The 23,513-nt window shown below is 67.0% G+C and carries 25 protein-coding genes and 1 pseudogene; 15 read left to right on the forward strand and 11 right to left on the reverse strand.

The features are described from left to right. Positions 1 to 173: 173 nt before the first annotated feature. The 3 genes from AC3WLE_RS02150 to AC3WLE_RS02160 all read right to left on the reverse strand — a co-directional run bounded on the left by AC3WLE_RS02150 (position 174) and on the right by AC3WLE_RS02160 (position 2,332). On the reverse strand, positions 174 to 686 hold the full coding sequence (locus AC3WLE_RS02150) for a copper resistance protein CopQ (RefSeq protein WP_492318507.1): 513 nt from the start codon (positions 684 to 686) through the stop codon (positions 174 to 176). Positions 687 to 1,096: 410 nt separating this feature from the next. After that, the gene (locus tag AC3WLE_RS02155) at positions 1,097 to 1,663 is read right to left on the reverse strand and encodes a TetR/AcrR family transcriptional regulator (RefSeq protein ID WP_035816210.1); all 567 of its coding nucleotides are present in this window, start codon (positions 1,661 to 1,663) and stop codon (positions 1,097 to 1,099) included. Between the two features lie 273 nt (positions 1,664 to 1,936). Continuing rightward, positions 1,937 to 2,332 carry a hypothetical protein gene (locus AC3WLE_RS02160; RefSeq protein ID WP_492352083.1) on the reverse strand — a complete coding sequence of 132 codons (396 nt, stop codon included), beginning with the start codon at positions 2,330 to 2,332 and terminating at the stop codon, positions 1,937 to 1,939. A gap of 376 nt (positions 2,333 to 2,708) precedes the next feature. On the opposite strand from AC3WLE_RS02160, the gene AC3WLE_RS02165 reads away from it, so the two are divergent. The 5 genes from AC3WLE_RS02165 to AC3WLE_RS02185 all read left to right on the forward strand — a co-directional run bounded on the left by AC3WLE_RS02165 (position 2,709) and on the right by AC3WLE_RS02185 (position 5,724). Then, positions 2,709 to 3,713, forward strand: coding sequence for an alpha/beta hydrolase (locus AC3WLE_RS02165; protein ID WP_492318509.1), 1,005 nt, complete (start codon positions 2,709 to 2,711; stop codon positions 3,711 to 3,713). Between the two features lie 183 nt (positions 3,714 to 3,896). Beyond that, entirely contained in the window at positions 3,897 to 4,181 is a 285-nt protein-coding gene (locus AC3WLE_RS02170) for a hypothetical protein (protein ID WP_010812500.1), read from the forward strand. 89 nt (positions 4,182 to 4,270) lie between these two features. Beyond that, entirely contained in the window at positions 4,271 to 4,963 is a 693-nt protein-coding gene (locus tag AC3WLE_RS02175) for an alpha/beta hydrolase (protein ID WP_492318511.1), read from the forward strand. 60 nt (positions 4,964 to 5,023) lie between these two features. After that, on the forward strand, positions 5,024 to 5,392 hold the full coding sequence (locus AC3WLE_RS02180) for a hypothetical protein (protein WP_010812498.1): 369 nt from the start codon (positions 5,024 to 5,026) through the stop codon (positions 5,390 to 5,392). A 98-nt stretch (positions 5,393 to 5,490) separates the two neighbouring features. Then, complete coding sequence (locus AC3WLE_RS02185) at positions 5,491 to 5,724, forward strand: hypothetical protein (RefSeq protein ID WP_010812497.1); 234 nt, start codon at positions 5,491 to 5,493, stop codon at positions 5,722 to 5,724. Positions 5,725 to 6,137: 413 nt separating this feature from the next. Here AC3WLE_RS02185 and AC3WLE_RS02190 read toward each other — a convergent pair whose 3' ends face one another. Beyond that, complete coding sequence (locus AC3WLE_RS02190; protein WP_492318512.1) at positions 6,138 to 7,268, reverse strand: AGE family epimerase/isomerase; 1,131 nt, start codon at positions 7,266 to 7,268, stop codon at positions 6,138 to 6,140. Positions 7,269 to 7,404: 136 nt separating this feature from the next. Between AC3WLE_RS02190 and AC3WLE_RS02195 the strand changes: the two genes are divergently transcribed. From AC3WLE_RS02195 to AC3WLE_RS02205, 3 genes are all read left to right on the forward strand, one after another. Continuing rightward, the gene (locus AC3WLE_RS02195) at positions 7,405 to 7,653 is read left to right on the forward strand and encodes a hypothetical protein (protein ID WP_492318513.1); all 249 of its coding nucleotides are present in this window, start codon (positions 7,405 to 7,407) and stop codon (positions 7,651 to 7,653) included. Positions 7,654 to 7,892: 239 nt separating this feature from the next. Continuing rightward, positions 7,893 to 8,171 carry a hypothetical protein gene (locus AC3WLE_RS02200; RefSeq protein ID WP_492356260.1) on the forward strand — a complete coding sequence of 93 codons (279 nt, stop codon included), beginning with the start codon at positions 7,893 to 7,895 and terminating at the stop codon, positions 8,169 to 8,171. A 24-nt stretch (positions 8,172 to 8,195) separates the two neighbouring features. After that, the gene (locus AC3WLE_RS02205; RefSeq protein WP_492340442.1) at positions 8,196 to 8,468 is read left to right on the forward strand and encodes a DUF6566 family protein; all 273 of its coding nucleotides are present in this window, start codon (positions 8,196 to 8,198) and stop codon (positions 8,466 to 8,468) included. 15 nt (positions 8,469 to 8,483) lie between these two features. Here the strand turns inward: AC3WLE_RS02205 and AC3WLE_RS02210 are convergent, their stop codons facing one another. Further along, positions 8,484 to 10,118, reverse strand: a complete 1,635-nt coding sequence (locus AC3WLE_RS02210) for an acyl-CoA synthetase (RefSeq protein WP_492356259.1) — start codon at positions 10,116 to 10,118, stop codon at positions 8,484 to 8,486. Between the two features lie 268 nt (positions 10,119 to 10,386). On the opposite strand from AC3WLE_RS02210, the gene AC3WLE_RS02215 reads away from it, so the two are divergent. From AC3WLE_RS02215 to AC3WLE_RS02230, 4 genes are all read left to right on the forward strand, one after another. Beyond that, complete coding sequence (locus AC3WLE_RS02215) at positions 10,387 to 11,091, forward strand: Crp/Fnr family transcriptional regulator (protein WP_492318517.1); 705 nt, start codon at positions 10,387 to 10,389, stop codon at positions 11,089 to 11,091. Between the two features lie 121 nt (positions 11,092 to 11,212). Beyond that, positions 11,213 to 11,854, forward strand: a complete 642-nt coding sequence (locus AC3WLE_RS02220) for an AraC family transcriptional regulator (RefSeq protein WP_492318518.1) — start codon at positions 11,213 to 11,215, stop codon at positions 11,852 to 11,854. A 64-nt stretch (positions 11,855 to 11,918) separates the two neighbouring features. Beyond that, positions 11,919 to 13,208 carry a hypothetical protein gene (locus AC3WLE_RS02225; RefSeq protein ID WP_492356258.1) on the forward strand — a complete coding sequence of 430 codons (1,290 nt, stop codon included), beginning with the start codon at positions 11,919 to 11,921 and terminating at the stop codon, positions 13,206 to 13,208. Positions 13,209 to 13,541: 333 nt separating this feature from the next. Then, entirely contained in the window at positions 13,542 to 15,176 is a 1,635-nt protein-coding gene (locus AC3WLE_RS02230; protein ID WP_492356257.1) for a hypothetical protein, read from the forward strand. Positions 15,177 to 15,416: 240 nt separating this feature from the next. Here AC3WLE_RS02230 and AC3WLE_RS02235 read toward each other — a convergent pair whose 3' ends face one another. From AC3WLE_RS02235 to AC3WLE_RS02255, 5 genes are all read right to left on the reverse strand, one after another. After that, entirely contained in the window at positions 15,417 to 15,584 is a 168-nt protein-coding gene (locus tag AC3WLE_RS02235; RefSeq protein WP_010812488.1) for a hypothetical protein, read from the reverse strand. Positions 15,585 to 15,848: 264 nt separating this feature from the next. Then, positions 15,849 to 16,271, reverse strand: coding sequence for a VOC family protein (locus tag AC3WLE_RS02240; protein WP_492352089.1), 423 nt, complete (start codon positions 16,269 to 16,271; stop codon positions 15,849 to 15,851). Positions 16,272 to 16,300: 29 nt separating this feature from the next. Next, positions 16,301 to 17,416: an NADH:flavin oxidoreductase/NADH oxidase gene (locus AC3WLE_RS02245; RefSeq protein ID WP_492356256.1), complete on the reverse strand. Its 1,116-nt coding sequence runs from the start codon at positions 17,414 to 17,416 to the stop codon at positions 16,301 to 16,303. An 81-nt stretch (positions 17,417 to 17,497) separates the two neighbouring features. After that, positions 17,498 to 18,841 carry an MFS transporter gene (locus tag AC3WLE_RS02250; RefSeq protein WP_492318523.1) on the reverse strand — a complete coding sequence of 448 codons (1,344 nt, stop codon included), beginning with the start codon at positions 18,839 to 18,841 and terminating at the stop codon, positions 17,498 to 17,500. 236 nt (positions 18,842 to 19,077) lie between these two features. Next, on the reverse strand, positions 19,078 to 19,845 hold the full coding sequence (locus AC3WLE_RS02255; RefSeq protein ID WP_492318524.1) for an SDR family NAD(P)-dependent oxidoreductase: 768 nt from the start codon (positions 19,843 to 19,845) through the stop codon (positions 19,078 to 19,080). A 163-nt stretch (positions 19,846 to 20,008) separates the two neighbouring features. Here AC3WLE_RS02255 and AC3WLE_RS02260 point away from each other — a divergent pair, with 163 nt between their 5' ends. The 3 genes and pseudogenes from AC3WLE_RS02260 to AC3WLE_RS02270 form a co-directional block, all read left to right on the forward strand. After that, positions 20,009 to 20,602, forward strand: a complete 594-nt coding sequence (locus tag AC3WLE_RS02260; protein WP_492352092.1) for a TetR/AcrR family transcriptional regulator — start codon at positions 20,009 to 20,011, stop codon at positions 20,600 to 20,602. Positions 20,603 to 20,710: 108 nt separating this feature from the next. After that, positions 20,711 to 22,024, forward strand: a complete 1,314-nt coding sequence (locus tag AC3WLE_RS02265; protein WP_492318526.1) for an MFS transporter — start codon at positions 20,711 to 20,713, stop codon at positions 22,022 to 22,024. 193 nt (positions 22,025 to 22,217) lie between these two features. Beyond that, positions 22,218 to 22,316, forward strand: a pseudogene (locus AC3WLE_RS02270) (IclR family transcriptional regulator); the annotation flags it as partial. 28 nt (positions 22,317 to 22,344) lie between these two features. Here the strand turns inward: AC3WLE_RS02270 and tssL are convergent. Continuing rightward, the gene (gene tssL, locus AC3WLE_RS02275) at positions 22,345 to 23,472 is read right to left on the reverse strand and encodes a type VI secretion system protein TssL, long form (RefSeq protein WP_492356255.1); all 1,128 of its coding nucleotides are present in this window, start codon (positions 23,470 to 23,472) and stop codon (positions 22,345 to 22,347) included. Between the last annotated feature and the right edge of the window lie 41 nt (positions 23,473 to 23,513).

Here is a 23,513-nt window from a genome sequence, read left to right on the forward strand (position 1 = left end):
GGCCGGCAGCGATTGTGCGATCAGCGTGATGAGGGACCCGCTTGCGAAGCAAAGCCCTACCCATCCGCCAAGGATCAGCGCAGTGTCACGCCAACGCATGATCAACTCCTGAAGACGGGCCGCACCCAGGCGGCCCGGCGGGTTTCAATGGCCGGCAGCACGCCGGCCGGCTCTCAGGCGATGGCGCCGTCGGTATAGGGGTCAGCCTTGCCCACGCGCGCACCGTCGGTGTACGGATCGAAGCTGCGCGACGGTTGGGCCGACACACCACTGCGGTCCAGGCCGGCTACCGTGCGCGCGCCGTCGGTGTACGGATCGAACTTGCCCACGCGCGCGCCTTCGCTGAACGGGTCGAACTTGCCGCTGCGGTAGTTGTAGCCGTAGCTGTCAGCCGGCACGTTGGCCGCTACCGTGCGCGCGCCGTCGGTGTACGGGTCGGGCTTGCCAACGCGTGCGCCTTCGGTGAACGGATCGAACTTGCCGGCGCGGGCGCCTTCCGTGAACGGATCGAACTTGCCGGTGCGGGCGCCGTCGGTGAAGGCATCGGCCTTGCCGACGCGGAAGGCGTAGCCGTACTTGTCGCCGGCCGAGGTGCTGTCCTGCACGCTGGCGGCTTGCGCAACACCGCCCGCGAGCGCGGCGGCAAGGGTGGCGGCGGTAATCAGGGTCTTGGTGATCTTGGTCATGATGGGCTCCAGGGTGCGATGTTTCGGGATCGCGTAATTAGGTGTCAGTGGCTTTGCAGGTCGGTCTTTCGCTTCCACATCTACTGGTAGATAGATAACTGGTCCTGAAAAAATGACCGCCTCCGGTCATGCAATGGGACCGCCACGTTCTCGCCTTGTCTTGCTTGTTGCTGGCGGTGCAGCGCTTCCATGAGTCAAATACTATCTACTACTAGGTAGAGAGTCAAGAAAAAACATTTCTATCGGCCCGATAGCCTATGCCTTTCCTGGCTCTATCTCATTGTTTTAAAAGCGCTTATGACCGACCCCAAGGCGTCGGTGGCGAACCAGCTGGGTGTCAATAAAAAGCCGCCATGCAGCTTGCGCCACATGACGGCCTCAGACGCGCCACTGATAATTGCGCGAAAACCTTAGCCGGCGACGGCGGCCATCAGCGTATCGGCGGCGGCTTCCACCCGGTCGGAGGTCCCGAACAGGCGCGCCGCAATCAGCCCGCTCTGCAGCGAGCCGAACACCACCTGCGCCAGCCGCGCCGGCGGCACCGGGAACGGCGTGCTGCGCTGCGGCTGCGCGCGTTCCAGCAGGCCCGCCAACCATTGTTCGTTCATCAGGTAGAAGCCCTGCAGCATCTTGTGCACGGGCTCCGGCAGGCACAGCGTCTCGGTCGACAACATGCCGCACAGGCAGATCTGGTCCGAGCCGCAGCTGGCGCGGAACGGCGCCAGGTAGATGGCCGCCTGCTCGGTCACCGGCAAGCTGGTGTCGATGGAGCGGATGCGTTCGGCCAGGCGGGCGCTGTATTCCTTCACCGCCTCCTGGACCAGGTCTTCTTTGGTCGGGAAGTAATAGTGGATGCTGGAGGTCTTGACCCCCACCAGCTCCGCCAGGTCGCGGTAGCTGAAGCCGTTGAAGCCGCGGCGGCGGATCAGGACGAGGGTGTGCTCGAGCAGTTGCTCGCGTACCGATTGCGTTTTCATGAAAGCAGTTTATCTATGCGAAGATAGACGCTCAAGTTGAAATGCCCCGGGGCTGGGGTAATTCCCTAGCCTCGGGGCATGTTCTCAGGATGCTTTAGCCTGGCAGGACCTGCGCGGCGAAGGTGATCATCGAGCCACTCGTCACGCAAAGGACCAGCCATCCGCCAAGCAGCAGGACGCTGTTACGCAAACTCATGATGGACTCCATCGGACGGCAGTCAGCGTGACCGCCGCCGTAACGTTGTTGGCCGCCGGCCCCACAGCCGGCAGCAATCAGGCCAGGGCGCCGTCGGTGTAGGGGTCAGCCTTGCCGACGCGTGCGCCGTCCGTGTACGGGTCGAAGCTGCGGGCCGGCTCGGCCGACACGCCGCTACGGTCCAGGCCAGCCACGGTGCGGTAGCCGTCCGTGTAGGGGTCGGTCTTGCCGACGCGGGCACCGTCGGTGTACGGGTCGAACTTGCCAGCGCGAGCGCCTTCCGTGAACGGGTCGAACTTGCCGGCGCGGGCCCCTTCCGTGAAGGTATCGAACTTGCCGGCGCGGTAGCTGTAGCCGTACTTGTCGCCAGCCGAGGTGTTGTCCTGCACGCTGGCGGCTTGCGCCACGCCGCCTGCGAGTGCGGCGGCAAGGGTGGCGGCGGTGATCAGGGTCTTGGCGAACTTGGCATTCATGATGGGCTCCTGGGTGCGATGTTTCGGGATCGCGTCAATTCGGTATCAGTGGCTGTGGCAGGTCGCTTGTTCATACCGCATCTATCAGTAGATAGATTCCAGGTGCTGAAAAAATGACCGCGCCGGTCATGCAATGGGATCGCCACTTTTCCGCCCGTTCTTGCTTGCTTCCGGCGGTGCAGCGGTGCCATGGACTTAATGCTATCTACTACTAGGTAGATAGTCAAGGCAAAAGTTTTCTATCAAGCAGATAGCCCCTGCCGACACTGCAGATATGGACGGAAATCCACTTGGGGCATGCGTGCGAATGAACTTTTCTTCACCCGGACGCCGATGGCCTGCTAGCCTGAAGGGAACGCCATCCCGAAACGTCGCCATGCCTGAAGGCCCCCGCCCCGCTCAGCCGGCATCCCGCCATCGCTGGCTCGCCACCGCCGCGGCACTCGCCGTGGCCGCGGGTGTTGCGCGGCACCTACTGTTTCGTGCGGTGGAACGCAAAGCCTTTGTCACGCCGACGGATGAAACAAAGGATGCGGCAGCATCCGACATTTCAGCCCTGACGGTGCGCCATGCCACGTTCGCCAGCGGCGATCGCATCCTGCACGCCGCCTTCATGCCCGCAGCGGACCCCGAAGCGCCGGCGCTGATGGTGTGCCACGGCGACAATGAGAGCCTGCCCGACTGGGCCCCGGTCCAGGCCATGCTGGCCGGCGCGGGCATCGCCTCCTACGTCTTCGACTACAGCGGCTACGGCCGCAGCAGCGGGCGGCCAAGCGTGCGCCGGCTGCGCGAGGATGCGCTGGCCGCCTACCGGCAATTCCTGGCGGCCACGCCGCAGGCAAAACGGCGCGTGGTGCTGGGGCATTCGCTGGGATCGGGCATTCTGCTGGAGGTGGCACAGCGCTTCGACCCGCAGCCCGACGGCTATGTCATTGCGGCGGGCTTCAGTTCGGCGCGCCTGGCCGCGGTGCAGACCGGGCGCATACCCGCATGGGCCGCGTGGTTGCTGCCGGATCCGTGGAACAACGCTGCGCGTGCCAGCCGGCTGGAGCGGCCTCTGCTGGTGGTGCACAGCCGTGACGATGCCGTGATCGTCCCACCCCATGCCGAACGCGTGGCCCGTGCGGCCAGGCATCTGCATGCGCTGGTGATGCTGGACGCCATGCCGCATGACGCAGCCATCCTGCCGGAACATATCGAGGCATTCTGGCCGCCGATCCTGCGCTTTGTGCGCGCGCAGGACGGCGATGCCATGCAGGCGCTGTTGGCAGGAAACGACGCGAAATATGAAGGCGATCCGCCTGGCAACGCGGATCAGGCAGGCACATCGACCAGTCGCACAGGCACATTGGCGACAGCAAGCGGCGAGCGCAGGCAGTAGGGTCACGGGACGGCCGGACCATGGCCGAACAATCTACCGCAGACGTCCGCCACCGGCAATCATCCTTGTGGGCGAGGCGCCACGGCGAGATGCCCGAGAGACTTTTTGCCGAATTCTTGTCTATATTGGTCCCCATGGCACGAGCATCGCTATTTCGCCGTTGACAGCACTGGAGGTACTGCCATGCGTTGGCTTGCAAACCTGTTCAGTCCGCCGACCCCGGAGAAAATCGCCGAGAGGGAACTGCAAGACATGAGGCTGACGCTGTTCCAGGCCGAAAGGCGCTTGCTCGAAGCGCAAATGCAGGTGGCCTACTACCGCGACATGGTGGCCTTCCTGGAAGACGTCGCGGCCAAGGGCGTGGAGGACGTGGTCGACAAGCGCCGCGCGACGCCGCCTGCGATGCCGGAGCTGCCGGCACGCACGCCTGGCCTCACCACGGTCCCTATCGTTCCGTCCGCGGCCTGACGCAGCCGGGGCAGGCCCCGACCTGTGCGATACTCGCGCTGCCTGGCGCCCGTGCGGCGCGCAGGCGCATATCCACAGGAACCAGCCCCATGAGCGAACTGCTGCCCGCGATCGAATTCGAAACCGCGCCCAATCCCGCCTGCGCCGTCATCTGGATGCATGGGCTGGGCGCCGACGGCAGCGATTTCGCCCCGGTCGTGCCTGAGCTGCGCCTGCCCGCAGCGCCCGGCGTGCGCTTTATCTTCCCGCACGCGCCGGCTATCCCCGTGACCTGCAACGGCGGTTATGTCATGCCGGCCTGGTATGACATTTATTCCCTCGATGAATCCGGGCGACGCGCCGATGAAGCCGGCATCCGTGCCTCTTGCGAAGCCATTCGCGCACTGATTGCGCGCGAGAACGCCCGTGGCATCCCCACGCACCGCATCGTGCTGGCAGGCTTCTCGCAGGGCGGCGCGATTGCCTACACCGCCGGGCTGAGCCATGCCGAGACGCTGGCCGGCATCGTCGCGCTGTCCACCTACATCCCTGCGCCGGCAGCGCTGGCGGCCGAGGCCAGCGCCGCCAACGCCACCACGCCCGTGTTTGCCGCCCATGGCACGCAGGACGACGTGGTGCCGCTGCAACTGGGCGTCGCCGCCCGCGATTTCGTGCAGGCGCGGCAGCACCCGGTGACCTGGAACACCTATCCGATGGGCCATTCGGTCTGCCTGGAAGAGATCGCCGCCATCGGCGCCTGGCTGGCAGCGCGCTTTGCGCAGGCAGCCACCGCGCAGTCCTGATCCGCTCCCTGACAAGATGATTGCCGGCTGCAGCGCCGCGCATCGCATTACCCTGCAAGCATGACCCTCGCCCCACTGCCCAGGATCGATTTCAATACCCGCAAGGCGCTGCTGTTCGCACTCGCCGCCGAACGGCTGTCGGCCTACTACGAACACCGCCAATGGATGACCGACGCCCAGGGTGCGACGCTGGCCGGCGAATGGCTGTCGCGCTCGAAGCTGCAGTTGCCGCTGTCCGAGCGGCGCCTGTTGTCCGAACTGAGCGACCAGTTTGCACGCCAGCTGGCTGAGACCCTGTCACGCGAGGCCGGCCTGTACGCCGCGCACGAGATGATGGAAGCCCTCGATCCCAACTACCAGTCTGCGTTTGCCTACGACATGCTGGAAGAATGCGAGCGGCTGCTGCATGAAAACGGCGTGACGGAATAGCGGGCCGGACGGCGGGCGGCGTTTGCAAAGATTGACAGTTGCATTGCGCGCGGGCGCGTAAACTTCGCGCACTGATGACACCCCCCTTCCCGCCTACCATGGAACGCAAGCACTGCCTGGCCTGGATCGCGCTGAGCATGATCGCAGCAGCCTTGCTGACACTGCTGTGCCTGATCCTGAATGACCACGCCGAGACCCAGGCCGCCAAAAGGGTCGAGCAAATGGCCGTCCGGGTGAAGCCCGCGGGCGCAGGCCTGATCCAGACCCACGCTGCGTCCCCGGCCGCTCAACAGCCGGAGCGGCTGTCGCAGGCCCTCGGCGCGCGGCGCTGAGCCGCATCGGGTGCGCCCCGGCCCGTAACTTCAGAACGACGACCAGTGGTTAAGAAGAACAACAGCACGTGCCGGAGCGCGGGCTTGAGTGTAGGCGCGGTGCCCACCGACGACTGCAAAGAATTGATAAGAGCGCGGTAGCCGACTACCCCTCGGCCGAAGCAGAGCCAGACCGGATAATCTTCACGCCGATATAAGGTATTCGAAATCATGACCGCTGACCAGGACACGCGCAGCAGGGGATGCCTGTCAATCGGCCGATGCAGGTGTATAACCGGTCAGTTGCATGCCATCGCCAGCATTGGATGGCAGGGCTGGCAGCATGGAACGCTGCGCGCAGCCTGCTCGGCAGGCTGCGCCACAGATAAACGGGGGGAGCCGCGCGCGGACGCGCACGAAGTGCGCAGGGTGGCCTAAGCCCCTGGCCATGCCGGCCACGCCGCGCCGGTCAGCGCGGCGAGCGCCGAGTAGGACGTCGCCAGGTGATACGGGGAGGTCGATGGCATGTCGGCGCGCATCACGCTGCCCGAGCGCGCCAGGCATTCATGCCAGCCGTGATCGTGCAGGAAGCGGCTGCGGAACTGCTGCGTCCAGGCTTCCAGCGCCGCCAGCGACTCCGGCGCGCCATGCACGGCGAGCGCGCGCGCGTATTCGGTCTGCGCCCAGATGCGCTGGGTATCGTCCAGCATGGTGCCGTCGGCGTTCAGTGCCGCGCTGACGCCCTGCGTCGACGGCACCACGCCGTGCCGCTGCGCGAAGGCAAAGGCCTGGCGCAGCGTATCGGCCAGCGGCAAGTCCCCGAACAGCGCCGGCGTGCCGGCCACCAGCGAGAACCACTCGAACTGATGGCCCGGCTCGATGCGGTTGCCGGGGCTGCCTTGCGGGAGCTCGGCAATGCAGCCGCTGGCCGGATCGACAAAGCGCTCATGCACCGCCATCGCGATCTCGCGCAGGCGTTCGGCATACCATTCGTCCCCGGTCGCATCCAGCGCGGCCAGGTAGGCCTCGGTCAGGTGCATGATGGGGTTCTGCAGCACGCCGGCACCCTTGGGCCGGAAATGCTCGGTAAGCGCGGCGTGGTACAGGCCCTGTTCGTCGCTGAAGAGGTCCTCGACGACATCGACGGTTTCATCGAGCACGTCGAGCGCGTCAGGATTGCCGCGCCGCGCATGATAGTTGGCGCAGGCGAAGATCACGAAGGCATGCGTATAGAGGTCGCGCGTGGCATCGAGCGGCGTTCCGGCCGGGTCGACGCTGTAGAGCCACGCGCCCTCGCCATTGCCGAAGTAGGCCTGCAGCGAGCCGAAGAGCGTGTCGGCATGCGCATGGTTGCCGGCCATTGAGAACACATAGAGCTGGCGGGCGCATGCCATGGCGCGATAGCGGGCCGGCGGCAACGGCGCGGCACTGGCGCCGTCGAGTGCCTCGTAGGGCAGCAGCAGGTCGCCGTTCCAGCCGCTGGCGGTCCAAAGCGGCAGCACGGTGGCATCGTAATGTGCCGTCAGGGCGGCGACCCCTTGGTTGAGCTCAGGCGAGATGGGCATGGTCTGGCGGAAAGTACAGGCGCGGCGAACGCCGCAAAGGCAGTATCTTGCCATGCCGCGGCCGCAAGACAGTCATGGCATTTGCGGCGAGCTCTTGCTAGCATCAATGGCGCCCACCCGCGAACGGGAGACACCCATGTCGACTTTGCCCCTCACGCTGACTGACGAGCACCGCACATTGGTGCTTCACGTCCTTGAAGATGCACCCGGCCAGTTCACCTGGCGCATCGTCATGGAAGAACGCTGTGGTGCCGCCGACGAGGATTGCACCGTCGCGGCGCCATCCACCTACGGTTCCCGCGCAGAGGCCGAGGCCGCCTGCTGGGCCGCCGGCAACGGCATACTGAACGGTCCGCGCGCCGCAGGCGAACTGCACGCCACCTGAAGCCCCCACGGCATCGCGCAACACTTGCACTACGTGCCGCGTGTCCTAGTCTGGAAGCGTGGCAGTGGCAACGCGGGGTATGCATTTACCTGCGGTTTTCCGTTCCGGCCACGCCCGGGCAACGTATGCTGCCCGGGGCGCTTCCTGCCACCTGCCTGTCATATTCCTGGCCTTAACTGACCTGGTCGCCATGCCGCCCCTAGAAACGGGCACGGTGGGCAAGGCCGCAGGAGCATGCAATGGATAAGCCGGTCGTCACGCCCCAGCGCTTCGTTGAACTGATGAACGAGCGCCTCACCAAGCATCCCCTCTTCCGCGAGGGTATGCGCGTCTATGCCATCCCGCAGCACACCGACCATCCGCGCAGCCTGGTCTGCGTGGGGCCGCGCGGCACCGAATGCGTGTGCGCCACCATCGAAAACATCGTGCGGGGTGAATGTGAGGTGTTTCCCGACATCGATCAGGACTGGCACCGCCCGCCAAAACCCGGCACCCCCGCCGAGTTGCGGGCGCGCTGAGTTGCCCCGGCGCGCCCGACGCCTATGCCCAGCGGATGGCATGACCAGAACGTGACCTACCGCGGCCACCGCATCCATGTCGCGGCGCTGCGCTATGGCGGCCAGCATGACGGGTGGTGGACGCTGCGCGCGGAGATCTGGCATCACGGCAACAAGCTGGCGCTGCCCTGCCCGGCCGCGCAGACGCGCTTTGGCTGCGCCACCGACGCCACGCGCGCCGGCATTGCCTGGGGGCGCGAGGCCATCGACACGCACATCGCCGGCCTGCACGATGCCGAGGACGCGGCGCTACACTAGCGCCGCTTCGGCCCATCAAACATCGATCGCGGAATCCGACTTCACCTTGCGGCGCAGCTCGAACTTCTGGATCTTGCCGGTCGAGGTCTTGGGCAGCGGCCCGAAGTAGACCGCCTTGGGCGCCTTGAAGCCCGCCAGCAGCGTGCGGCAATGCGCGATCAGTTCTTCCGCGCTGACGCTGGCGCCGTCTTTCAGTTCGACAAACGCGCATGGGGTCTCGCCCCATTTGGCATCGGGCTGCGCCACCACCGCGGCGGCCAGCACCGCGGGATGCCGGTAGAGCGCGTCTTCCACTTCAACGCTGGAGATGTTCTCGCCGCCGGAAATAATGATGTCCTTGCTGCGGTCCTTGATCTTGATATAGCCATCGGGCATGCATACGCCCAGGTCGCCGGTATGGAACCAGCCGCCGGCAAAGGCCTCGCGCGTGGCCTTCTCGTTCTTGAGGTAGCCCTTCATGCAGATATTGCCGCGGAACATGATCTCGCCGATGGTCTCGCCATCGGCCGGCACCGGCTGCATGGAATCGGGATCGAGCACCGCCACCTGCGACTGCAGGTGATAGCGCACGCCCTGGCGCGCCTTCCTGACCGCGCGCTCCTGCTCGGACAGCGCGCTCCAGTCATCCTGCTCGGCGCAGACCGCGGCCGGGCCGTAGACCTCGGTCAGGCCATAGACATGGGTCAGCTCGAACCCCATCGCCTCCATCTGCGCCAGCACCGCGGCCGGCGGCGGAGCGCCGGCCACCATGCCGCGCACCGGGCCGCGCACGCCCTCGCGCCACGCGGCGGGTGCATTGACCAGCGCGGTATGCACGATCGGCGCGGCGCAGTAGTGGGTCACGCCCTCTTCGCGCATCAGGTCGAACACCAGCCTGGGCTCGAACTTGCGCAGGCACACATTGACGCCCGCGCGCGCCGCAACGGTCCACGGGAAGCACCAGCCGTTGCAGTGGAACATCGGCAGCGTCCACAGGTAGACCGGGTGCTTGGGCAAATCCCACTCAAGGATATTGGACACGGCATTGATGGCCGCGCCGCGGTGGTGGTAGACCACGCCCTTGGGGTCGCCGGTGGTGCCCGAGGTGTAGTTCAGCGCGATGGCTTCCCACTCGTCGGCCGGCATGTGCCACGCGTAGTCCGGGTCGCCCGAGGCGAGGAAGGCTTCGTAATCGGTGTCGCCGAACGGCGCCTCCTGCGGGCCTAGCACGTCATGCACGGCGATGACCTTCAGGCCGGGGATCTCCAGCGCCATCTGGCGCGCCAGGTCGGCAAACTCGGTATCGGCCAGCAGCACACGCGCCTCGCCATGGCGCAGCATGAAGACCAGGTTGGTGGCGTCGAGGCGGATATTGAGCGCATTGAGCACGGCGCCCGCCATCGGCACGCCGAAATGCGCCTCCACCATGGCCGGCGTATTGGGCAGCAGCGCGGCCACGGTATCGCCCTTGCCGATGCCGGCACGCGCCAGCGCGCTGGCCAGGCGCCGTGCGCGCGCATAGGTGTCGCGCCAGTTCTGGCGCAGCGGGCCGTGCACGATGGCCAGGCGCTGGCCGTACACCTCGGCGGCGCGGACCAGGAAGTCGATGGGCGTAAGCGGCACGAAGTTGGCCGCGTTGCGGGCCAGGCCGCTGTCGAAATCGGTGGGCATTGCTTGTGTCTCCGCGTATCTGGCGGCGTTGGCGGCAGGGCCGCGCAACAGGCCGCGTGATGCTGTCGATGCGCTGCATGGGTGCAGCGATGTCCGGGGCGAGGTGACCATTGTCCGCGCCATCCGGCGCTGTCACTTTTTCTGGCACAAGGCTATCATCGCACACGCTGGCGCACTGTCGCCCAGACGACAAACCTGCCGCAAACCCGCGCCAGGCAAGGCTTACACGATTCTTACAGGGACCCGGCCCGAGCCGCACGTCCATGCCATGAGCGAACCTGCAGACCCGATTTCCGCCCCTGCCGCAGTCCTTGCCGGCCATGCCTGGTTCGGCGCACTGGCGCCGGAACACCAGGCGCTGGCCGCGCGCGAAACGCTGCTCCAGTCCTTTGCCGCGGGCGCCTTCATCGCCCGGCGCGGCGAGCCCTCGCGCCACTGGATCGGGGTGGACAGCGGCCTGATCAAGCTGGCGGTGTACACCCCCGACGGGCGCGGCTGCACCTTCTCCGGCGTGCCCGCCGGCGGCTGGTGCGGCGAAGGCAGCGTGATCAAGCGCGAAGACCGCCGCTACGACGTGATCGCGATCCGTGACTCGCAGGTGCTGCTGGTGCCGGGGCCGGTGTTCAACACGCTGCTGGCGCAGAGCCTGCCGTTCGCCAGCTTTGTCGTGCGCCAGCTCAACGAGCGCATGGGCCAATTCATCGCCACCGTGCAGAACGACCGCCTGCTGGGCGCCGATGCGCGCGTGGCGCAGGCCATCGCGCAGCTGTTCCACCCGGACCTGTATCCGCGCACCAGCCCCGTGCTGGAACTGTCGCAGGAAGAGATCGGCCTGCTGACCGGGCTGTCGCGCCAACGCGTCAACCAGGCGCTGCGCCGGCTGGCCGATGCCGGCATGGTCCACCTGTCCTACCAGAGCATCCGCGTGACCGACCTGCCCCGGCTGCGCCACTTCGGGCTATCCGAGCTGTAACGCCGCCGCCACCGGGCCCCGTGAACGATCAAGCGGACGATGCCCGCGGCCTTGCGCCGCCGGTGGAATCCTGCGACAGTTACCGGCCGCCCCCCCGCTCAGCTTCCGGGTTGTCTTCCGCATGCCGCTTGTCAGCCGTCACCACGTCCGCTTTGCCCGCCTGCGCTTCCCCTTTGCCGTGCAGGTACAAGCCCTGCACGGCACGGCCAGCCTGCGCGATGCCAATGCGCGGCGCGAGGTGCGGCCCGGCGACCCGTTCGTGGTTCACGCCTTTGCCCACTTCGACTGCGACTTGCCCGGCACGTGGCAGCACCCTTGCGCCATCGTCCTGACTGCCGTCCCGGACAGTGAATGCCCGCGCCTGGCCGGCAAGCCCGGCGACAGGCCCTGGTCGCGCCGCTTTGCCGGCCTGGTCTTTTCCCGCCCCGATACCGACTGGAATGTCGAGCGCCTGGCCGCGCAATGGCAGGTGCCGGCCCGCCAGGTGCGCGCCCGGCTCTTCGCCGAAGGCGAGGCCCTGCACCCGCTGCTGCGCGAGCAACGCGCCGCCCATGCCCTGCACGCGCTGGCCGCCGCCGGCCCGGTGCCTTCGCTGGACGTGGTGGCGGCGCATGCCGGCCTGCGTTCCGGCAGCGCGCTGGCGCGCAGCTGGCAGAACTGGTTCGGCATCGATGCGGCGCGCCTGGTGGAAGATTGCCGGGCAGGCAGCCGCACCACAGTGCCAACTGCCACCTGGCCCGGACTTGTGCCGACGGCTGCCTGACGCAGCGGCCTGCGCGTCACACGGCGCGGAATTTGTCAACCACCGCAACGAAGGTTGGCGACATTTGCGCCCTTCGCCGCTGACCGAGCTGGTCACCGCTTCGCTGGCACAGGGCAACACCAACGCCTTCTTCGAGCAGTTTGATGCGAACGCGCAAGCCAGGCTCAAGTCCGACAACGTAACCAGTGCCATCGGCGCGGTGCGCCTGGTGCTGACGGGCGTGGTCGACCTTTCCGGCATCGACCCGGTCAAGGACCCGCTGGTGGCAGCCAACGGTGCCAACGCGGGCAATGCGCAGGACAAGCTGCTGGACCAGCTGGGCGATCGCCTGGAAGCGTCCAAGACCACGCTGGCCGAACTCTCTTCAGCAGTCGCGTCCAATGCCGGCGCAGCGGCAGTCCAGACCGCATTGCAACCGGCAGCGGCAACCTGCGCCGGGTTGAAGACCGGCAAGTACCATGTGATCGGGCTGGGCACCGCGGCCGCTGAAGCCGGAGAGATCGATGCTGCCGCGCTGAAGCTCCAGATCGGCGCCGAGGCGGTCCCATTCACCGCCGTCACGGCGGAAGCCTGCCGCTTCACGGTGCCGGGCGAGAACAGCACAACCAACACGGCGCTGGTCTCCAAGTCGGGCCTGGGCGTAGTGCTGCCGCCGGCAGGCACCCTGTCGGACCTGCCCACCCTGCTGGTGCCGGCCCAGTCCATTGCGCTGACCGACCTGACCGGCGACTGGAACGGCCTCGGCATGGAGCGTGACAACAACACGACGCCGTATGCACCGCGTCGCGTGACTTTCAGCATCGATACGGCAGGCAAGGTGGCCAAGGGGGCGGACTGCTCTGGCTTCGACACCTGTGAAGCCTGGCTGCCGAATGAACTGCCGACGGTCAGCACCAACGCCGACGGCAGCTTCAAGATCACCGACAGCTTCGGCGCCCAGTTTGCCTATGCCTTCAAGGGCACCGATGGCCAGGTGACCGTCATCATCACGCACGACGACGGCTTCATGATCGCCGCCAAGCAGATCGCACGCACGCTGCCAGTGGTGGGCTCGGGCGGCTCGTACTGGGATTCGGTCCTGTACTCCGGCATGGCCCCCGTATTGAACGGCCCGACGGTGTGGTCGACCACGATCGAGGCGGTCGACGCCCAGAGCGGCAGCTACACCCGCAAGCGCCTGGAAGACAACCGTCTGGACGTCTGGAAGGTGAACAGCCCGGCCATTGGCCTGCGCCATCGCGCCGCAACCAGCAATGCATCGGCAATGATTTCGCTGATCCCGGGCAATACCGGCCTGACCCTCGGCATCGCCGTGAACGGATCGTTCTACGATATCTCGGTCGGCCGCCCGTAACCTCGCCGCCAACGGTGAATCCGGGCACCCCGTGCCCGGACACGAACCAAGCCGGTGCCGCCTTGCGGCACCGGCTTTTCTTTTTCCAGCGAGACCAATGCAGCCACGGCAGCCAGGCACGTGACAGCCATCCCGCAGCATTGCCGCAGCAGCCTCTGCCACACACTCCCGACACTTTGTCAATCGCCTGAACTCGGGTTGGCCCCATCCCCCCTATCACGCAGACTCGCCTCGCGGGGCGGGTCAACCACCCCGTGGGCGGGGCCTGCATGAGCTGGATATCGACCACCGCAGGACTCCACCAGAACAAAAACCATACAGGGCGAAAACGGGATGAAAACAAAACAACTGTTCTTGACGGGTCTGGCGACGGCGGTCCTGTCTGCATGCGGAGGCGGCGATGGCGGTTCGACCGCGCCGACCACCACCACGGCGGCACCTGCCGCGACCAAGATCAGCGGCACCGCCGCAGTTGGCGCCGCACTGGGCAATGCCGCCGTGCAAGCCAAGTGCGCATCGGGCAGCGGCACCGCCACCACCGCGGCGGACGGCAGCTTCACCATCAGCATCGAAGGCGCGACGCGCCCCTGCGTGCTCAGCGTCACGGCGCCTGACGGCACCACGCTGCATTCCGTGGTCGAAGCCGGCACCGGCACCACCGCGACGGCCAACATCACGCCGCTGACCGAACTGGTCACCGCTTCGCTGGCACAGGGCAATACCGATGCCTTCTTCGAGCAGTTCGATGCGAACGCGCAAGCCAGGCTCACCTCCTATAACGTAACCAGTGCCATCGGCGCCGTGCGCCTGGTGCTGACGGGCGTGGTCGACCTTTCCGGCATCGACCCGGTCAAGGATCCGCTGGTGGCAGCCAACGGCGCCAACGCCGGCAATGCACAGGACAAGCTGCTGGACCAGCTGGGCGATCGCCTGGAAGCGTCCAAGACCACGCTGGCCGAACTCTCTTCGGCAGTCGCGTCCAATGCCGGCGCAGCGGCAGTCCAGACCGCACTCCAACCGGCAGCGGCCACCTGCGCCGGGTTGAAGACCGGCAAGTACCACGTCGTAGAACTGGGCACGCCGATTGGTGAAACCGGCGAAATGGACGCCGCCACGTTGCAGTTCAAGCTGGGCACCGACGTGACCACCTTCACCGCCGACGCATCGGAAGCCTGCCGCTTCACCGCAGGCACCGACACCGTGCTGGTCTCCAAGTCGGGCCTGAGCGTGGTGCTGCCTCCGGCTGGCACGGTCAACCGCCTGCCCGCCCTGCTGATTCCTTCCCAGGCACTGACCCTGGCCGACCTGGCCGGCGACTGGAATGGTCTTGGCTATGAGCGCGATGGCCCGTCGCCGTACGCGGCGTCGCGCGTGAACTTCAGCCTGGATGCCGCGGGCAAGGTGACCGCCGGCGCAGATTGCTCGGGCCTGGATTCGTGCTCGGCATGGCTGCCGGATGAATTTCCCACCATCACGCTCAACCCCGATGGCGGCCTGAACGTCACCGACCAGGACGGTGGTGCTGAGCGGGCCTACGCGTTCAAGGGCACCGATGGGCAACTGGTCATCGTCTTCACCCACGGTGACGGATTCATGATGGCCACCAGGCGGATCGCCCGTGCGCTGCCTGCCGTGGGCGCGACCAATGCGTTCTGGGACACGAGCATTCTTCCGGTGGACAGCAACTCCGCCACGCCCGATGGCATCAGCACGACGACAGCCTCCACAGTCAAGTTCACCGCGGTGGATACCCAGGCAAACACGTACACGCGCGAGCGCGACGACGGACGGGTGGACACCTGGAAGGTGAATACCCCGCTCGACGGGCTGCGCTACCGCGCCCCGACTCCCAACAACAGCGGCGGTAGTGAGGCCATCAGCATGTCGATTGGCAACACGGGCCTGAATGTGGCGATCGGCGTGAATACGGCTCGCCGGTTCTTCAGTATCTCGGTCAACCGTCTGTAACTCCGCTGCAAGTCGTCAGGCCGGACTGCTGCGTCCGGACAACGATTCAAGCCGGTGTCGCCTTGCGGCGCCGGCTTTTTTTTGTTGGGCTGCACAAGCCGGTGCTATCGCAGGAATTGCAGGCGGCGATCGATATGCTGCCGCGCGACTCGATCACGCAGGGCGAAGGCAACCCCGACCGTCAGGCGGCGGCCGCGGTAGAGTTAGCAGAACCCCCGCTCAGCCGGGGACCGGCGGGCGTCAGCCGCCCGAGTGCAGCGGGGACAGCGAATAGGCGAGCACCAGCCCCGCAACGATCGCCGGGGAACCCAGCCGGATCGCCGTGCTGCGGGACAGCACGCCCAGATACACATACAAACACACCAGCACCATCGCAGTCACATACAGCAGGCTGTCATAGACTTGCATGGATGTCTCCCTTGCCATTGTTCTTATTGCTTTACTTCGGTGGGCTGCCGACGGAGCGTGATGCGGGGGTCTTGCGGGAATGCGTGGGGACGCTCCGTCGCCAGCATGCTATGGCTGTCTGTTGAAATGATAGTCACCACTTCGACGGAGCGTGGCAATCATGGAAATCCCTTTGCGGCACCGCACCAGTCATGATGCAGCGCCGCAAGGCAAGGTCTTGATCGAAGGAACCGGGCGTGCGCAAGGCGCGCATCGCGCCGGTCCTCAATCCGCGGGCAGCATCTCAGGATTCCAGGCGATTTCCCACAGATGCCCGTCGGGATCCTGGAAATAGCCGGCGTACCCGCCCCAGAACGTGTCCTGCGCCGGCTTGACCACGCTGGCGCCCGCGGCCAGCGCCTGGGCCATCACCGCATCCACTTCCGCCTTGTCGCCGACGTTATGCGCCAGCGAGAAATCCGTCTGCGCGCGCGGTGTCACCTGCAGTCCGGTGTCATGCGCAAGACTGGTGCGCGGCCAGACCGCCAGCTTCAATCCGGCCTGCAGGTCGAAGAAGGCCACGGCGCCGTGCTCGAACTGCTCGCCGACAATGCCTGCGGTGGGCAGTCCCAGGCCGTCGCGATAGAAGCGGACCGCACGCTGCAGGTCATCGACACCCAGCGTGATCAGCGTAATCCGAGGTTTCATGGCGGGTTCCTCCTGTGTAGACCGGCAGCCTAGCGCTGCCCGAAAGCCGCATCGGCAAACAGGTCCTTCAGTTCGCGCGGCTGCGACCGCCAGTATTGCTTCGGCGCGTGCACGCTTGCGCCCAGCCGCGCGGCCGCATGCCAGGGCCAGCGCGGGTCATACAGCATGGCACGGGCCAACGACACCGCGTCGGACTCATGATTGGCGATGATGGCTTCGGCCTGCTCCGGCTCAGTGATCAGGCCCACCGCAATCGTCGGCAGGCCAACCTCGGCCTTTACGCGCTGCGCGTACGGCACCTGGTAGCCGGGCCCGAGCTTGATCGCCTGCTGCGGCGACACGCCGCCGGTGGTCACATGGATCGCCGCGCAGCCGCGCGCCTTCAGCGCCTTCGACAACGCCACCGTTCCTTCGATATCCCATCCGCCCGGCACCCAGTCGGTTGCGGAAATACGCATCCACACCGGACGCTCAGCCGGGAACACCTCACGCACCGCGTCGAACACCTCGATCGGGAAACGCATGCGGTTTTCCAGGCTGCCGCCGTATTCGTCGTCACGATGGTTGGCCAGCGGCGACAGGAACTGGTGCAGCAAGTAGCCGTGCGCAGCATGGATCTCGATTCCGTCCAGCCCAAGCCGCGCCGCACGCCTTGCCGCCGTGACAAAGTCATCGCGCACCTTGTCCACGCCGGCACGGTCCAGCGCGACAGGCGCGACTTCTTCCGCGCCATGCGGTACCGCGGAAGGCGCCACCGCATGCCAGCCACCAGGCGCATCCGGCGCGATCTGCTGCCCCCCATCCCACGGCGCCTGGCTCGACGCCTTGCGGCCGGCATGCCCCAGCTGGATCGCAATGGCGATCGGCGAATGCGCGCGCATCGCCTTGACCACGCGGCCAAGCGCCGCCTCGTTTTCGTCGGAATACAGGCCCAGGTCCTGCGGCGTGATGCGCCCTTCGGGCGAGACGGCCGTGGCTTCCACGATCAGCATGCCGGCGCCGGACAGCGCCAGCGAACCGAGGTGGATCATGTGCCAGTCGCCGGCGTTGCCGTCCTGCGCGGAATACTGGCACATCGGGGCGATGATGATGCGGTTGGCGAGGGTGAGGTCGCCGATGACGAGCGGTTCGAACAGAAGGCTCATGCGTGCTGCTCCATGCAGGGATCGGACAGGAAGTATCGATTTTAGGACGGCGCCGGGATTGCTGCCGGCCCGGCCACGCCGCTACGCCGCCAGCGGATCGCGCGCTGCCAGCCGCAGCCAGCTCGCGATCGCGGCCAGCCCGGCGAAGCCCGCGCCCAGCGCCAGGGCCAACCCCGGCCCGTGGTCCCCGGCAATGCCAAAGCACAGCGCCACCAGCGCCGCACCGGTGGCCTGCCCCAGCAGTCGCGCCGTGGCCACCACGCCGCTGGCGCCGCCGCTGCGCTCGCGCGGGGCGCTAGTCATCAACGCCTTGAGGTTGGGCGACTGGAAGAAGCCGAAACCCGCGCCGCAGATGCACATGCGGATGCAGATATCGAGCGCGCTAGGGTCGGCCGGCAGCATGGCCAACGACAGCATGCCGGCGCTGAGCACCGCCAGCCCCACGCCGCCGAGCACGGCCGGCGGGTAGCGGTCAGACAGGCGCCCGGCAAGCGGCCCGATCAGCGCCACCACGACGGACCACGGGGTCAGCAGGAAACCGGTCTCGACCTGCCCGCGCCCGAGCACGTGCTGGAAGTAGAACGGCAGCGAGACGAAGGCCAGGCCCTGCGCGGCGAAGGAGCACACCGCGGTCAGCGTCGACAACGCGAACATGGGCCGCCGGAACAGGTCCACCGGCAGCATCGGTGCCGGATGGCCACGCTCGCGCCACAGCAGCAGGCCGAACGTCACCACGAAGATGCCCGCCGCGGCCAGTGACAGGTGCAGCGGCGCGCGCTGCGCGCCTTCGCCCAGCGCAAGGACCAGTGCGGCAAAGGCAACCACGCTGAGCCCCGCCGCGACGCGGTCGAAACCATGCGCACTGCGCGGCGTCTGCGGCAAGGAGCCGCGCCCGATCGCCAGCGCCAGCAGGCCGATCGGCAGGTTGACGGCGAACAGCCACGGCCACGTGCCGAACGACAGGATCACCGAGGCCACGGTGGGGCCCACCGCGAACGACACGCCCACCACCAGCGCATTGAGCCCCAGCCCACGCCCGAGCCGGTGCGTGGGGAAGATCGCGCTGATCAGCGCCGTGTTGACGCTCATGATGGCCGCCGCGCCGATGCCTTGCAGCACCCGCGCCGCCGCCAGCGTCGGCAGCGACCACGCCAGCGCGCACACCACGGAGGCGGCCGTGAACAGCACCACGCCGCCAAGGTAGATGCGCCGGTGGCCCACCACGCCGCCCAGCGCCGCGAACGGCAGCAGCGTCGACACCATGGCCAGCTGGTAGGCATTGATCACCCACACCGACGCGGCCGGCGTGGCGCGCAGGTCTGCCGCGATCGACGGCAGCGCCGTGTTGGCGATCGCGGTATCCAGGGTGGCAAGGGCGACGGCGATGAGGATGGCGGCCATGCCGCGGCGCTCGCGCGAAGTCATGGCGGCGTCCGCGGTGGAAGCGGATTGGAGGGGTGCTGTGCTGGACACTGTCTTTACCGGTTGCCGCCATGACGGGACTAGTGGTGCAAGGGCTGCACACAAGGCATGGTGATCATCAGGTCAAGACGATACGGGAAAACCCTTCAACGTGCTGAAGGCGCGTTCATATGTATGCACATTTCGCCCCCCCGCCCGGCCAATGACACTGAGCATTGGCCGCCCGCCACGGCACGCGGTTACTGCGCCGACAGCCCGCCATCCACGCCGATGCTCTGCCCGTGGATAAAGCGCCCGGCCGGTGCCGCCAGCAGGACGGCAAGACCCGCGACATCGCTGGCCTCGCCGATGCGCCGCATCGGCACGCCCGCAGCCAGCCGCGCCTCGCGCTCCGGATCGCCCCACAGCGCGTCGCGGGAGAACTCGGTGCGCACCGGGCCGGGATTGATCGCGTTGACGTTGATGCCGGACGGCCCCAGTTCAAGCGCCAGGCTGCGTACCGCCTGGTCGATGGCGGCCTTGGTCACGCTGTACATCCCCAGGAAGGCAGAGCCACGCCTGGCGGCAATGCTCGACATGAAGATGATGGATCCGTCATGGCGATCAATCATCTGCGGCGCCAGGGCGTTCACCAGCACCAGGTTGCCGCGCACATTGCCCGCCATCGCCGCATCGAACACCTCGGGTCCCTGGCTCAGCATCGATCCGGGCTGGCCGCTCGCGGCGGCATTGAGCACCAGTACATCGACGCGCCCATACGCGGCCAGCGCCTGCTCCGCGAAGGCGCGCACGCTTTCGACATCGGCGATATCGCAGGCGATGCCGGTGGCGCGGATGCCCTCGGCCTCCAGCTGACTGGCGGCGTCGCGCGCCGCGCCTGCATCGCGCCCGGACACCACCACGGCGGCGCCGGCCGCGCCAAGCGCGCGCGCCATTTCCAGGCCCATGCCACGGGTGGAGCCGGTGATGACGGCGACGCGGCCGCCAAGGTCGAAAAGGTTCTGCATGACTGATCACTCCTGTGAGGATTGGGAGCCGGCACCTGGACAGCACATCTGCACAAATGCGGCGAAAGGGAGACTGCACATAGATGATAACTGTCATCTATTGAATAAAGTATGGTCATCATCTAAACTCCGGTCAAGGCAGAAATCCCGAAGAGGTCTTCAGATGGCACGCGCATCACGCGAACAAACCGACAAGAACCGCGAGGCGATCGAACAGGCGTCGTCGCGCCTGTTCCGCGAACGTGGCCTGAATGGCGTCAGCGTGGCCGAGTTGATGGCCGACGCGGGCCTGACCCATGGCGGCTTCTATGGCCACTTCGCCTCCAAGGACGCGCTGGCCGCGCAGGCCTGCAAGCGCGCGTTTGAAGAATCGACCGCCCGCTGGGAACGCCGCCTGGCCCGCGCCGGCGGCGACCGCAAGGCCATGCTGGCCAACCTGGTTGAGCCCTACCTGACCGCCGCGCATTGCGCCAACCCGGGCGTGGGCTGTGCCGCCGCGGCGCTGGCCGTGGACGTGGCCCGCGAGCCCGCCGGCAAGCCCGTGCGCCAGGCCTACGTGGAAGGCTTGCGCGTGTTGGTGGACGACATGGCGCAGACCGTTGAAACCGATGACCCGCAAGCGCGCCACGATGAAGCGCTGGTGCGCATGGCGCTGCTGGTCGGCGCCCTCACGCTGGCGCGTGCCACCGACGGCGATCCGCTCTCCGACGAAATGCTGAACGCGGTGCGGACCCGCCTGCTGGGCAGCACCGCCTAGACCCCGTTTTCCCCAAGGCTGAAACACCCTCGCCGCCGTCAGACACGGCGGGGATGGCTTCGCTTTGCCCTTTGCCAACGCCTCCCGGACCCTGACAACGAGACCCCCATGTTCGCGCAAGCCCTTTCCAGCCGGCTCGACCGGCGCGGCATCCACTACGCGTGGCTGGTCGCCGCCCTGACCTTCCTGGTGATGCTCACCACCTCGGCCGCGCTTGGCCTGCCTGGCGCCTTCCTGAAGCCGCTGACCAAGGAGATGGGTTGGAACACCGACCAGATCTCATCGATCCTGGCGTTTCGCTTTGCATTGTTCGGGCTGATGGCGCCTTTCTCCGCCCTGCTGATGGATCGCTTCGGGGTGCGCAACGTGGTCTGCGCCGCGCTGGCGCTGATTGCCGGCGGCATGGCGCTGGCCACCGTGTCGACCGAGTTGTGGCAGCTCTTTGTCGCCTGGGGCCTGATGCTGGGCGTTGGCTCCGGGCTGACCGCGCTGGTGCTGGCGGCCGTGGTCGCCAACCGCTGGTTCAGCGCGCGGCGCGGGCTGGTGATCGGCATCCTGACAGCCAGCGCGGCGACGGGGCAGTTGGCTTTCCTGCCGGTGGCCGCCTGGCTGATCGAGCATATGGGCTGGCGCGTGGCCGTGCTGCCGGTGCTGGCTGCCTGCGCGGCGCTGGCGCTGCTGGTGTTCGCGCTGATGCGCAACCGCCCCGCCGATGTCGGCCTGGCCGCGTTCGGCGAGGTCCCGGCCCATCCGGCCCATCCGGCCACGCCGCCCGCCGCGCAACCCGTCATGCCGTTCACGCTGCGCGGGCCTTTCCTGGTGCTGCGCGATGCCGCCCGTACCCAGACCTTCTGGCTATTGGCCGGCACCTTCTTCATCTGCGGCCTGAGCACCAACGGGCTGATCCAGACCCACTTCATTGCACTGTGCGGCGATTTCGGCATGGGCCCGGTGCCGGCCGCCTCGGCGCTGGCGATGATGGGTGCGTTCGATTTTGTCGGCACCATCCTGTCGGGCTGGCTGTCGGACCGCTATGACAGCCGCAAGCTGCTGTTCTGGTACTACGCGCTGCGCGGCCTGTCGCTGTTCTGGCTGCCGCATTCAACCTTCACGCTGTACGGCCTGTCGATCTTTGCGATGTTCTACGGCCTGGACTGGATCGCCACCGTGCCGCCCACGATCAAGCTGGCGGCCACCGCCTTCGGGCGCGAACGCGCGCCGATGGTGTTCGGCTGGATCTTCGCGGCCCACCAGATCGGCGCGGCCGTGGCGGCGTTCGGCGCGGGGCTGAGCCGTACGCTGCTGCTGACCTATACGCCGGCGCTGTACGCGGCCGGTGCGGCCTGCATGGTCGCGGCGTTGCTGGCGCTGATGGTCAGCCGGACACGCGCGGCGGCGGCAACCGAGGCGGCGCGGGTCTAGTGTCCTGTTCCGTAGATAGCTTGCCAAAATGAAATCGCCCGGTCGGTCGTCAGGCTAGGCGCGAGGAGGCGCCATAGCCGTAGCTATGGCAACGACGAGCAACGACGCGTGGCAAGTTCGTCGTGGCGCTGTTCTGCACGGTGCCGACGCTGGCATAGAGCAGCGTGCGCTTGGACAGGCAACGTGCTGATCCGTGGCGCAGGTGCCCGGACCGGGCACGTGGGGACTTTCAATCCGGCAGGGGGCGCGCGTCAGCCTGATCGATACCGGCTCAGGGCACGTGCTGCTGGCCTGAGGAGGGGGAAGTGCAGATCCCGCGCCTACTGTGTGACGACCACTTCCACGCGCCGGTTCGCCGCGCGGGCGGCGGGGGTCTTGTTGTCCGTCAACGGCTCGGTGTCGCCTTTGCCGATGGCTTCGAGGCGTCCCTTGGCGACGCCCTGGCTGGCGAGGTATTCGCTGACCATGGCGGCACGCTCCTCGGACAGGGCCTGGTTGGACGGGTAGCGGGCGCTCTTGATGGGCTGGTTGTCGCTGTGGCCGATCACCTGCACCTTGCCCTGCAACTTATTGATTTCGCCCGCCACCTTGTTCAGCGCCGGCGTCAGCTTCGCGTTGACCTCGGCCCGGCCCGCGCCAAACATGTCGTCGCCGCGGAACACTACGGTGCTGCGTTGGTTGTCGTCCCTGACAGCTACCACGCCGCGCGCGATCTCGTCCTTGAGCAGCTCGGCCAGGCGCAACGCCTTCGGTGCCGGGGGCGAAGTCAGGTTGCCAATGGCCCCGATCTGTTGCACTACGTCACGCTCCTGGAGCATCAGCTGGTACTTGTAGTATCCGGCCAGGCCAGCGACGGCCAGAAGGCCCGCTGCGCAGGTCATCCAGACCGGGATGCCGCTCAGGTGATGGAAGCGGCCAGGCGGGGCGGGCTGCGAGTGGGAAGACAGTTCCTTGGGCAGCGGTCCGTTGTGCTTGCTGATCGCATCGAGCAAGCGTCCCCGGATCGCGTGCAGTTGCTGGTCACCGTCCGCCATGCCGCGATACCGCCCCTGAAACCCCAGCGAGAGGATGTGGTAGCAGACCTCGATGGTGCCGATGTTCTCGGCCACCGATTCCACCAACCGGCCCAGGATGAGGAACACCTTGGTGCCGCCCTCGCGGTCCTGGTGGAAGGTCGAGGCCAGGGCGCTGCCAGGCCATGCGCCCAGCGAAGCCGCACTGCCGCCGCCCCACTCGGTATGGCTCACGGCCTCATCCAGCGCGGTGCAGAGTGCGTAGTGCGCGGCGGTGGTGTGTTTGCGGTCGATGTTCAGTCGGTCGCACACCGCCTGGAAGGTGCGCAATTCCTGCTCCAGCAGGGTGCGCAGACGTTCCACCTCACCGCGCTTGTCCAGCTTGGGCGGGATGTCTGCCAGTGCGCGCAGCAGCGGCCTGGCGGCCTTCAGCATGGGACTGGGCGCGCCCTTGATCTCGGCGATGCGGGCCTCGA

It is taken from the genome of Cupriavidus sp. FW306-1B-F12B (assembly GCF_058781795.1).

Coding starts and splice junctions, on each gene's coding strand:
- AC3WLE_RS02260 (WP_492352092.1), top strand. CDS start 20,009: ATGGCACGCGCATCACGCGAACAAACCGACAAGAACCGCGAGGCGATC.
- AC3WLE_RS02220 (WP_492318518.1), top strand. CDS start 11,213: ATGCCGCTTGTCAGCCGTCACCACGTCCGCTTTGCCCGCCTGCGCTTC.
- AC3WLE_RS02165 (WP_492318509.1), top strand. CDS start 2,709: ATGCCTGAAGGCCCCCGCCCCGCTCAGCCGGCATCCCGCCATCGCTGG.
- AC3WLE_RS02190 (WP_492318512.1), bottom strand. CDS start 7,268: ATGCCCATCTCGCCTGAGCTCAACCAAGGGGTCGCCGCCCTGACGGCA.
- AC3WLE_RS02185 (WP_010812497.1), top strand. CDS start 5,491: ATGGAACGCAAGCACTGCCTGGCCTGGATCGCGCTGAGCATGATCGCA.
- AC3WLE_RS02155 (WP_035816210.1), bottom strand. CDS start 1,663: ATGAAAACGCAATCGGTACGCGAGCAACTGCTCGAGCACACCCTCGTC.
- tssL (WP_492356255.1), bottom strand. CDS start 23,472: ATGCTGAAGGCCGCCAGGCCGCTGCTGCGCGCACTGGCAGACATCCCG.
- AC3WLE_RS02205 (WP_492340442.1), top strand. CDS start 8,196: ATGCCCAGCGGATGGCATGACCAGAACGTGACCTACCGCGGCCACCGC.
- AC3WLE_RS02255 (WP_492318524.1), bottom strand. CDS start 19,845: ATGCAGAACCTTTTCGACCTTGGCGGCCGCGTCGCCGTCATCACCGGC.
- AC3WLE_RS02195 (WP_492318513.1), top strand. CDS start 7,405: ATGTCGACTTTGCCCCTCACGCTGACTGACGAGCACCGCACATTGGTG.
- AC3WLE_RS02230 (WP_492356257.1), top strand. CDS start 13,542: ATGAAAACAAAACAACTGTTCTTGACGGGTCTGGCGACGGCGGTCCTG.
- AC3WLE_RS02150 (WP_492318507.1), bottom strand. CDS start 686: ATGACCAAGATCACCAAGACCCTGATTACCGCCGCCACCCTTGCCGCC.
- AC3WLE_RS02180 (WP_010812498.1), top strand. CDS start 5,024: ATGACCCTCGCCCCACTGCCCAGGATCGATTTCAATACCCGCAAGGCG.
- AC3WLE_RS02265 (WP_492318526.1), top strand. CDS start 20,711: ATGTTCGCGCAAGCCCTTTCCAGCCGGCTCGACCGGCGCGGCATCCAC.
- AC3WLE_RS02240 (WP_492352089.1), bottom strand. CDS start 16,271: ATGAAACCTCGGATTACGCTGATCACGCTGGGTGTCGATGACCTGCAG.
- AC3WLE_RS02250 (WP_492318523.1), bottom strand. CDS start 18,841: ATGACTTCGCGCGAGCGCCGCGGCATGGCCGCCATCCTCATCGCCGTC.
- AC3WLE_RS02215 (WP_492318517.1), top strand. CDS start 10,387: ATGAGCGAACCTGCAGACCCGATTTCCGCCCCTGCCGCAGTCCTTGCC.
- AC3WLE_RS02235 (WP_010812488.1), bottom strand. CDS start 15,584: ATGCAAGTCTATGACAGCCTGCTGTATGTGACTGCGATGGTGCTGGTG.
- AC3WLE_RS02245 (WP_492356256.1), bottom strand. CDS start 17,416: ATGAGCCTTCTGTTCGAACCGCTCGTCATCGGCGACCTCACCCTCGCC.
- AC3WLE_RS02175 (WP_492318511.1), top strand. CDS start 4,271: ATGAGCGAACTGCTGCCCGCGATCGAATTCGAAACCGCGCCCAATCCC.
- AC3WLE_RS02170 (WP_010812500.1), top strand. CDS start 3,897: ATGCGTTGGCTTGCAAACCTGTTCAGTCCGCCGACCCCGGAGAAAATC.
- AC3WLE_RS02200 (WP_492356260.1), top strand. CDS start 7,893: ATGGATAAGCCGGTCGTCACGCCCCAGCGCTTCGTTGAACTGATGAAC.
- AC3WLE_RS02210 (WP_492356259.1), bottom strand. CDS start 10,118: ATGCCCACCGATTTCGACAGCGGCCTGGCCCGCAACGCGGCCAACTTC.
- AC3WLE_RS02160 (WP_492352083.1), bottom strand. CDS start 2,332: ATGAATGCCAAGTTCGCCAAGACCCTGATCACCGCCGCCACCCTTGCC.